Genomic DNA, 8,842 nt, shown 5'->3' with positions numbered 1-8,842 from the left:
AATGAATTAGCCATTTTAAAATCTATAAATGTTATTGATTACCTTGAGAATAAAGATCATGTTGTAGTTGAAGTGATGTATGAAATTCCTGAAACGAGCCGTAGATCTTTTCATAAAATTATAATTGACAACAAAGGACATATACGCTATACCAAAATTAAAAATTAGACTATGTTAGGATTGAAGTTACCTACAGATCCAAGATGGGTTAATATTGTAGAAAAAAATATTGAAGACATTTTAACCGATCATGCGTTTTGCGAGCAAAAGGCAGCAAGTACAGCCATTTCTCTTATTGTTGGTTTTCCTGAATATACCGATTTAGTGAAAGAAATGATAGATCTAGTTGAGGAAGAAATGAGTCATTTTAAAATGGTGCATGATCTTATTTTAGAACGTGGATGGAGCTTAGGTCGCGATCGAAAAGATGAGTATGTACTTAAACTCTTAAAGTTTTTTCCCAAAGGCGGAAGCAGAACGACACAATTGGTGCATCGTCTGCTCTACGCCGCACTTATAGAAGCAAGAAGCTGTGAACGTTTTAGATTGCTTTCTGAAGAGCTAGAAGACAAGAAACTAGCTAAGTTTTATAGAAAACTCATGATTAGTGAAGCGAGTCACTACACCATGTTTTTAAACTTTGCACGTCAATATGGTAACAGAAAAGAAGTTGATGTAAAGTGGCAACAACTTCTTGATTATGAAGCCGAAATAATGAAGGACTTAGGTAAAGATGTTACTGTACACGGATAATAAAAAAAGGCTTCAATTTTCATTGAAGCCTTTTTTATGATATTGATTAATATTCTTAAATTTTTATTCCGAATCCGAATTGCATCACATGATTCTTCGCCTCTACATCAGTCAAATCTTTGTCTAAAATATTAGAGAATCCATAAGAATACCTCACGTCTATAAATAAATCAGAGGTAATCATGTACTCAGCACCTAAAACGCCTGAGAAAGTGAATGTAGAGAATCCGTCGTTGTCCTTCCAGGTCTTTAAATTTAGTTGTGGACCAGCACCCAAAGATAATCTCTCAGAAACATTTAATCTAAGCATAATAGGCAATTGGATGTAATCAGCTCTTAGTTCTTGTTCTTTCCCACCTTCAGCTGACCATTGTAATTCTGTTCTTAATGCCACAGTTTCAGACAAACCAAAATCTACAAAACCAGCAAAAGCAAAACCATTTCTGTGTTTATTTTCAAAGTTTGCATCTGGATCGAAATCTAAATTAGAAACATTTAAAGATCCACGTATACCATATTTTATTTCTTGCGAAAAGCTTAAAGCTGTTGCGCTTATAAAAAGTATGAGTAAAAGTTTTTTCATTTTTATTTGAGGTATTATTTAATTTCTACATGAAATATAGGTCCAAATATAGATAAAAAGTCTAATAATTAAAGATTTAAAGCGACACACTACTTACTTTATCGTAGTAAAGGCTTTTTATGATACCATCTGACAATCCAATTTTAGGCACATAGATATCCTTAGCTCCACTCCACTTCATTGCTGATAAATAAATTCGTGTTGCCGGTATGATTACATCTGCTCTATCTTGGTTAAGATTTAGCTCGGTAATGCGCCCCTCGTATGAATAACTTTTCAAATCCCAATAATAACTTGTCAAGTAAAAATAACTTAAAGGTTTGCCAATTGGTGTACCCGATACTTTAAAAATCTTATTAATATTACCACCAGAACCAATCAGCTCTATTTTATCATAGTGCTCAGTATTAGTCTTTATCCATTCCTCTAACTCATTCCATGTATCCTCCTTCACTATATCATTTAATAATCGTACAGTTCCAATTTTAAAAGACTTTGATTTAATTTTTTCAGCATTGTGAATAATGGAGAACTCTGTACTTCCACCACCTACATCTACATACAAATAGGTTTTATTTTCATCGATATACGTATGAAGATCTGTTTCGGCAATAATAGCAGCTTCTACCTGTCCATCAATAATATCAATATTAATACCGCTAGTTTCAGAAATTTTTTGAACTAAATCCTTATTGTTACTGGCTTCTCGCATTGCAGAAGTAGCACATGCTTTGTATTTAACAACACCATGAGATTTCATTATTAAGCTAAATGCAGTCATGGTATCAATCATTCTCTGCTGATTAAATTCTGATATTTCACCATTTAAAAAAACATCTGCACCAAGTCTGATAGGAATTCTGACTAATGAGTTCTTTTTGAATTTTGTTGGCTTGCCATCTTGTTCAATAATATTAGAAATTAATAACCTTACAGCGTTAGATCCAATATCGATTGCCGCATATTTAAAAATCTTCAGCATGTTATCTTTCCTGTTTCTTTAAGTAATAGTTATAGGTTTCGTGTTGAGCTCTTATCTTTTTACCGTTATTTCTTCGATATTCATTATTTTGACTTTTATTGATAATACGAGCTTTCACATTATCTTGCCAGCAAATATCATATAAATCTTGTAACTCTAGCTTTATATCGTCATCGTAGATTGGACAAGTTACTTCTACCCTATGGTCAATATTTCTAGTCATCCAATCGGCTGAAGAAATGTAGACTTTAGGATCGTTATCATTTGCAAATATAAAAAGTCTAGTATGTTCTAAGAACTTATCTATAATACTAATAATTTCAATATTTTCACTCATACCCTCAACACCTGGAACGATACAACAAATACCTCTTACAATCATCTGTATTTTTACACCAGCTCTGCTCGCTTCATAAAGTTTATCTATCATTTTATAACTACTAATGCTGTTCATCTTTAATTTAATAAAAGATGTTTTACCACTTTTAGCATTTTCAATTTCGTTATCGATAAGTGCAAATAGTTTTGATCTGGTATAATGAGGTGAGGTTATAATGTGCTTATACCTATTAACGATATAACTAACTTCAAAGAAGTCAAATACCTTATTTATATCCTTTAATATTTTAGAGTTTGCTGTTAGTAAGGTGAAATCAGTGTATATTTTTGCTGTAGACTCGTTGAAATTTCCTGTACTTATAAAACCGTATCGCACCATTTTTTGCTCTTCCTGTCGTTCTATCACACACATTTTAGAATGCACCTTTAAACCGGTTACGCCAAAACGCATATTTACACCAGCATCTTGCATTTGCTCAGCATATTCAATATTAGCTTCTTCATCAAAACGTGCTCTTAGCTCGATAGAGACTGTAACTTCTTTACCATTTTTTGCAGCATTTATTAAAGAACTAGCGACATGAGATATTTGAGCTAATCTATAAATGGTAATCTTTATTGATCTTACCTTAGGATCTAAAGCGGCTTCTCTCAAAAATTTAACGATATAAGAAAAGGTATGATAAGGCGTATATACGAGGTAGTCTTTTTTGGCAATTGATTTAAATATACTTTCTTGAAAACTTAAACCTTCCACAAAAAGTGGCTTTATCTTTGGATATAGTAAGTCTTCTCTACCTAGACTCGGAAAACTCATATAGTCTCTTCGATTATGATACCTACCACCAGGAATTATACTATCCTTAGAATCAATTTGCATTCTTTGAAGCAAAAAATTTAGAGTATCTAAATCTATATTTTTATCATAAACAAAGCGCACAGGATCACCAGAATCTCTACCTTTTACACTTCTGGATAATTTATCAATAAAACTTTTACTTAAGTCACTATCAAAATCTAGTTCACCATCTCTGGTTATCTTAATCATGTGAGCAGAAATGCTTTCATAAGTGAAAATATTGAAAATGTCATCTAGGCAATACCGCAATAAATCATCTACCATTATAATGTAGTTAGCGTCACCCTGATTAGGAAGAACAATAAACCTGTCCATTGACTTCGAAATTTCTATCAATGCAAATTGATTCTTTCCTTCAGAATTAGACATTTTTACAGTTAAATAAGCTGCACTATCCTTAAGCTCAGGTATATCTGTATCCTCATCAAGTATAATAACAACCAGCGCCGGACTTATTTCCTCATAAAAATAACTCTTGATAAACGTTGCTTGAATACTTGTAATTTCATCTTCTTTTATAACATGAATATTTTCTTTAAGAAGTTCCTTATTTATGGAATCTAAAATTTGGAGGCTTTCAGCTTGTTGGTCTATTACAATTTTTGTGATCTGTTCTAACAAATCACTTGCTTTTATACCACCTAATTCACTTTTACCACCTTTACCTGCTTCATCAATACGCTTTATTGTGGCATATCGTACCTTAAAAAATTCATCTAAATTATTAGAAAAAATTCCCAAAAATCTTAAACGTTCAATTAAAGGAACAGAATTGTCACTTGCTTCTTGAAGTACTCTTGCATTAAATTGTAACCAACTTAACTCTCTATTGATGTAGCTGTTTTTTTCTTTTTTCACTAACGCAATGTTTTAGGAATAATTATTAAATCTGTTTTGCCAGGTTTTAATTCAGACCAGTTAGTTATTTCAAAATTAATCTTTACCAAACCACATGTAGGTAGATTATCAATAAACTTATCACCATATATATTGACAATGGATGTAAATGCATAATTATGACCAAAAATCATACATGATTCAAGACTATTAGGCAATTGTTTTATAAATTTTATCACTTTCTCACCACCAAAATCATATAAATCCTCAATAGCTTCATAACTTGTATTTAACATTTTTTCATTAGCCATAAACACTTTACAAGTGTCATCAGCTCTCTTAGCTATGCTTGAGAATACTTTATTAGGAATAATATTACTCATAAAATAATGGTTCGAGACCCTTTTAGCATCTTCTAAACCTCTTGTTTTCAGAGGTCTTTTGGCATCTTCAACATTGTATTCCCAAGAAGATTTACCATGTCTAACAAGTACAATTGTTTTCATTTCTATTCGATTAAATGTAATTTTTTATCGATAAAATGTTGCATATCTCCGTTTTATCGATTACTTTGCACGCTCAACTACATTGTTTGTTATAATGTAGAGGATAAGTTTAATTTGTAAAGTAATAATTTAATGACCCCAAATCAAAAATTAATTAAATATTCCATTATAGTACTGAATAAAGTACACCTCCCTCTTTATTTTAAAGTTAACAAAGTAAACAAGTTGTGTTAGATAAGTTTTGATTTTTATTTTTTTTAGAAAATAAAAGTTGAAAACTGACCAACACATATTGCGTAATAAGTTATTTTTTACAATATGAGAAACAATAACAATTGTATTTCGAAAATTGGTATAATTAAGTGTGTCCTTAGCTTTTCATTAATTATACTATGTGATGTTATTTTTGCTCAACAGTCACCTTCCATTCAATCAGGTGTTACTTTTCAATGGGCAGATACACAATCTAATAATAGTGATCCAGCTACTATTCAGTCTGTAACAATTGACGGAACCCTTTACAATACGTTTGTGGTTCCTACAAGTTATGAGATGACACAATTAGGACCTGATGGTCATGGTCCAAATAAAATTAAACAAAATGGTGCAAATGTTGGTGGCAATAGTGGACAGGCAAACTGGGTCTCTAATGCTACATCGACTTTTCAGGACACAAACCTTAACCATTATTTTAATGCCAACCCAAATGGTAGAAATATATGTACCAATTTTAATGCAGCACTAACAACAGATGCTCAAAAGCAAACTATTTTTTATAGTCCTGCAATTCCAGCTAATGAAGGTGGAGTATTGGCGGTTACAGAACGTGGTGGTAATAATTGCTTCTATATAGAATTATGGGGCATACCTCCTGGTGGTGGACCTGAGCAAAAACTTGGTGAGACCTTCGTTAGAAATTCTGGAAATTACCAAAATTGTACATTTGGTCCACCAGTTAATGGTTCAGATTATTGGAGATCGGGAAGATGTAACGAAAATGGTCAGACTATAGCCATCGGTCTCTTCTATTTAAGTGATATAGCGCCAACGGGTTCTCAAATCACAAGAACTGTTTTTGTTGCCGCGACTAGAGACCATGGAGATGGGAAATTCTTTATTTTACAAAAATATGCAGTTGACCAGAATAAAGTGAGCTGCATTGACATAAAAATATCTGGTGATATACATCAACATAATAATGTACCTGATGGTTCTACATATTCACTATTATCTGGACCTTCACCTGCAGGACAATCATTTACACTAAATTCAGATGGAACATATAGTTATGTACCATCACCTGGTTTTACTGGAGATGTTACCTTTGATTATGAGGTTTGTTTACCAGCACCAAATAGTACTGTATGCGATTCTGCAACAGTAACTCTAACTTTTGTGCCTTTACCTGCAGATCCTTCATTTACTGTGGGATGTGGCAGCACTAACGATTACAGTATAACTGTTGATAGTCCTATTGGACCAGAGTTTGAGTATTCGATTGATGGGGTTAATTTTCAAGATTCACCAATTTTTGATGGCCTTTCACCAGGTTCATATAATTTAATTGTTAGAAATAAATTTGTTGGTTGTACAACTACGTTTAGTAGTAATCCAATTCAAATCGTCAACTCTAACCCCACAATCTCTGTACCTTCAGAAATTACTATTGAAGGTTGCTCGGCTGCTGATATAACAAGTGCTACTGCAGTTTTTGAATTGAATGAATATGGATCAAATGATGTTCAATCAATTTTTTCTATTAATGGAAACTACAATGTTTCCGACAACAGTGGGATTGACAGTGTAACATATAATGATGTTATAAGTACTTCTGATGACTGTCCTGCAGTTGTTATTAGAACATTTACTGTTACTAACGTTTGTGGAAATACAGCAACAGCTTCACAAACCATTACAATTCAAGATACTACTCCGCCAACTTTATCCATTCCTGCAGACATTACAATAGAGTGTGATCAAGATATTCCACCAATTAGTGACATTATACAAAGCGAAAGCATTATAAATAGTAGCAATTACTCAATTACTAACAGCGAATATGAAGTTACAGCTTGGTTTAAACCTGTTAATAGTAATAGTTATTCTCCTAGAAATTTTGATATTCCTAACAATCTAGGTTTTGGTGTTGATGGAAATATTTCTGGGGCATCAGGTGAACTTGGTGCAAATGCTACAGGAACTGAAGTAATTAGGGTAGATTTTAGTGATCCACAATTGTACATTAATGTAACTTTTGGCTGGAAAAATCCAAATGAAGATGCGCTATTAACATTTTACCTAAATAATCAACAAGTTGGCACTACAAAAAGACATTACGGTGGAAACGATAGTGTAAATAATCCTATTATATTCACTACTGATAACGGTGATGCCTTTGATCGTGTTGAATTTACTGCACCTTATGAGCCAGGTGATTCTGACCATGATTATCTTATTCATACAATTACCTTTAAAAAAGTAGCACCAGTGTTTGAAGCAGCTACTGCTCATGACACATGTGGTCTTGTAACTATTAGTGGATCTGATAGTGAAACAAATGCATGCGGTAATACCAAGACTGTTATCAGAACATGGACGGCTACAGATGTTTGTGGAACCTCCGTTTCTCAAAACCAAACTATAACAGTTGTAGATACAACTCCTCCAACATTCACGGTGCCAGTAGATATAACAATTGAATGTGATTTAGATCCAAATGATTTATCAATTACTGGAGACGTAACAGATGAAGCAGACAATTGCTCTACAGGTCTTGAGGCAACCTTCTCGGATGAGACTGTGGCAGGTAATTGTCCAAGTGAATCTGTAATTACTCGAACTTGGATATTAATTGACGAATGTAATAATGAGAGCACTGCTACCCAAACCATTACGATTGAAGATACAACAGCACCGACGTTTAATGAAGCGCTACCTACAGATGTAACTGTTGAGTGTGATGCAGTACCGACTGCAGAAACATTAACAGCGTCTGATAACTGTGGGAATGCTACAGTAACATTTAACGAAACAAATACTGCTGGTGCTTGTGCTAATACCTATACTCTAATCCGTACTTGGACGGCAACTGATGAATGTGGATTAACAACTGTACATGCGCAAACTATTACTGTTCAAGACACAATAGCCCCTGTTCCAGAGACTATCCCTTCAACCTTAACCTTTGAATGTGACGATATATCTAATACCCCAATAAATCCTTATTGTAGCAGAAATGAAGTAACTGTACCTTACAATGGTGGTGGAAATCAAGTAAGAATAACATTCATGACTAGAATTGACGATGCTAATGGCGATGTTATTGGATATAAATTTAGATTAAGAAATGAAAGAGATGTACCTGTTACTAATGTTCAAGTTAGAAAAGGAAGTATAGTTTTATATGCCATACCTACGCTTTCTGCTAATACTGAAATTTGGTTCATTTATGCGAATCCGATAGCTGGTGTATCTGTATTTTATGACGGTGGACAAAAAGGAACTGCTTCAACCAACGATAATAATCCAACTACGGTATGTGATTCTCCTCTAAGAACTGATTATACAGCTACGGATAATTGTGATGGAACTGTAAATGGTAACTATACAGATACAACAACAGATAATGGATGTGACAATAATTACATTATCAATAGAGTATGGACTTTTACGGATTCTTGTGGAAATACTTCTACAGTTAATCAAACTATAAATATCCAAGACACAACTGCACCAACATTTAGTGAAGCGCTACCTGCAGATGTAACGGTTGAGTGTGATGCAGTGCCTACTGCTGAGACTTTAACAGCATCTGATAACTGTGGTAATGCTACAGTAACATTTAACGAAACAAATACTGCTGGTGCTTGTGCTGGTGAATATACACTAACACGTACTTGGACAGCAACTGATGCATGTGGATTAACAACTGCACACACACAGACGATTACGGTTCAAGATACTACTGCACCGACATTTAATGA

The 8,842-nt window shown here is 33.6% G+C and carries 6 protein-coding genes; 2 read left to right on the top strand and 4 right to left on the bottom strand.

The features are described 5' to 3' along the window. Positions 1-171 precede the first annotated feature (171 nt). Complete coding sequence (locus HRU50_RS13395) at positions 172-753, top strand: tRNA-(ms[2]io[6]A)-hydroxylase (RefSeq protein WP_296351608.1); 582 nt, start codon at positions 172-174, stop codon at positions 751-753. Positions 754-808: 55 nt separating this feature from the next. On the opposite strand, the gene HRU50_RS13390 is transcribed toward HRU50_RS13395, so the two are convergent. From HRU50_RS13390 to HRU50_RS13375, 4 genes are all read right to left on the bottom strand, one after another. Next, on the bottom strand, positions 809-1,336 hold the full coding sequence (locus HRU50_RS13390; protein ID WP_296351607.1) for a porin family protein: 528 nt from the start codon (positions 1,334-1,336) through the stop codon (positions 809-811). 76 nt (positions 1,337-1,412) lie between these two features. Further along, positions 1,413-2,318 carry a Ppx/GppA phosphatase family protein gene (locus HRU50_RS13385; protein ID WP_296351606.1) on the bottom strand — a complete coding sequence of 302 codons (906 nt, stop codon included), beginning with the start codon at positions 2,316-2,318 and terminating at the stop codon, positions 1,413-1,415. Between the two features lies 1 nt (position 2,319). Further along, positions 2,320-4,374 (bottom strand): polyphosphate kinase 1, encoded by a 2,055-nt coding sequence (gene ppk1, locus HRU50_RS13380; RefSeq protein WP_296351605.1) that lies wholly within the window; start codon positions 4,372-4,374, stop codon positions 2,320-2,322. Then, the gene (locus tag HRU50_RS13375; protein WP_296351604.1) at positions 4,374-4,859 is read right to left on the bottom strand and encodes a histidine phosphatase family protein; all 486 of its coding nucleotides are present in this window, start codon (positions 4,857-4,859) and stop codon (positions 4,374-4,376) included. The genes ppk1 and HRU50_RS13375 overlap by 1 nt, the downstream gene beginning before the upstream one ends. A 318-nt stretch (positions 4,860-5,177) precedes the next feature. Here HRU50_RS13375 and HRU50_RS13370 point away from each other — a divergent pair. Next, positions 5,178-8,842: Ig-like domain-containing protein (locus tag HRU50_RS13370; protein WP_296351603.1), on the top strand; the 3,665-nt coding region annotated here is incomplete at its 3' end.

Origin of the sequence: Winogradskyella sp. (genome assembly GCF_013213835.1) — a bacterium.
Taxonomy (GTDB): domain Bacteria; phylum Bacteroidota; class Bacteroidia; order Flavobacteriales; family Flavobacteriaceae; genus Winogradskyella.
The sequence above is the reverse complement of the archived record's forward strand: the minus strand, read 5'-3'. Positions and strand labels throughout refer to the sequence as shown.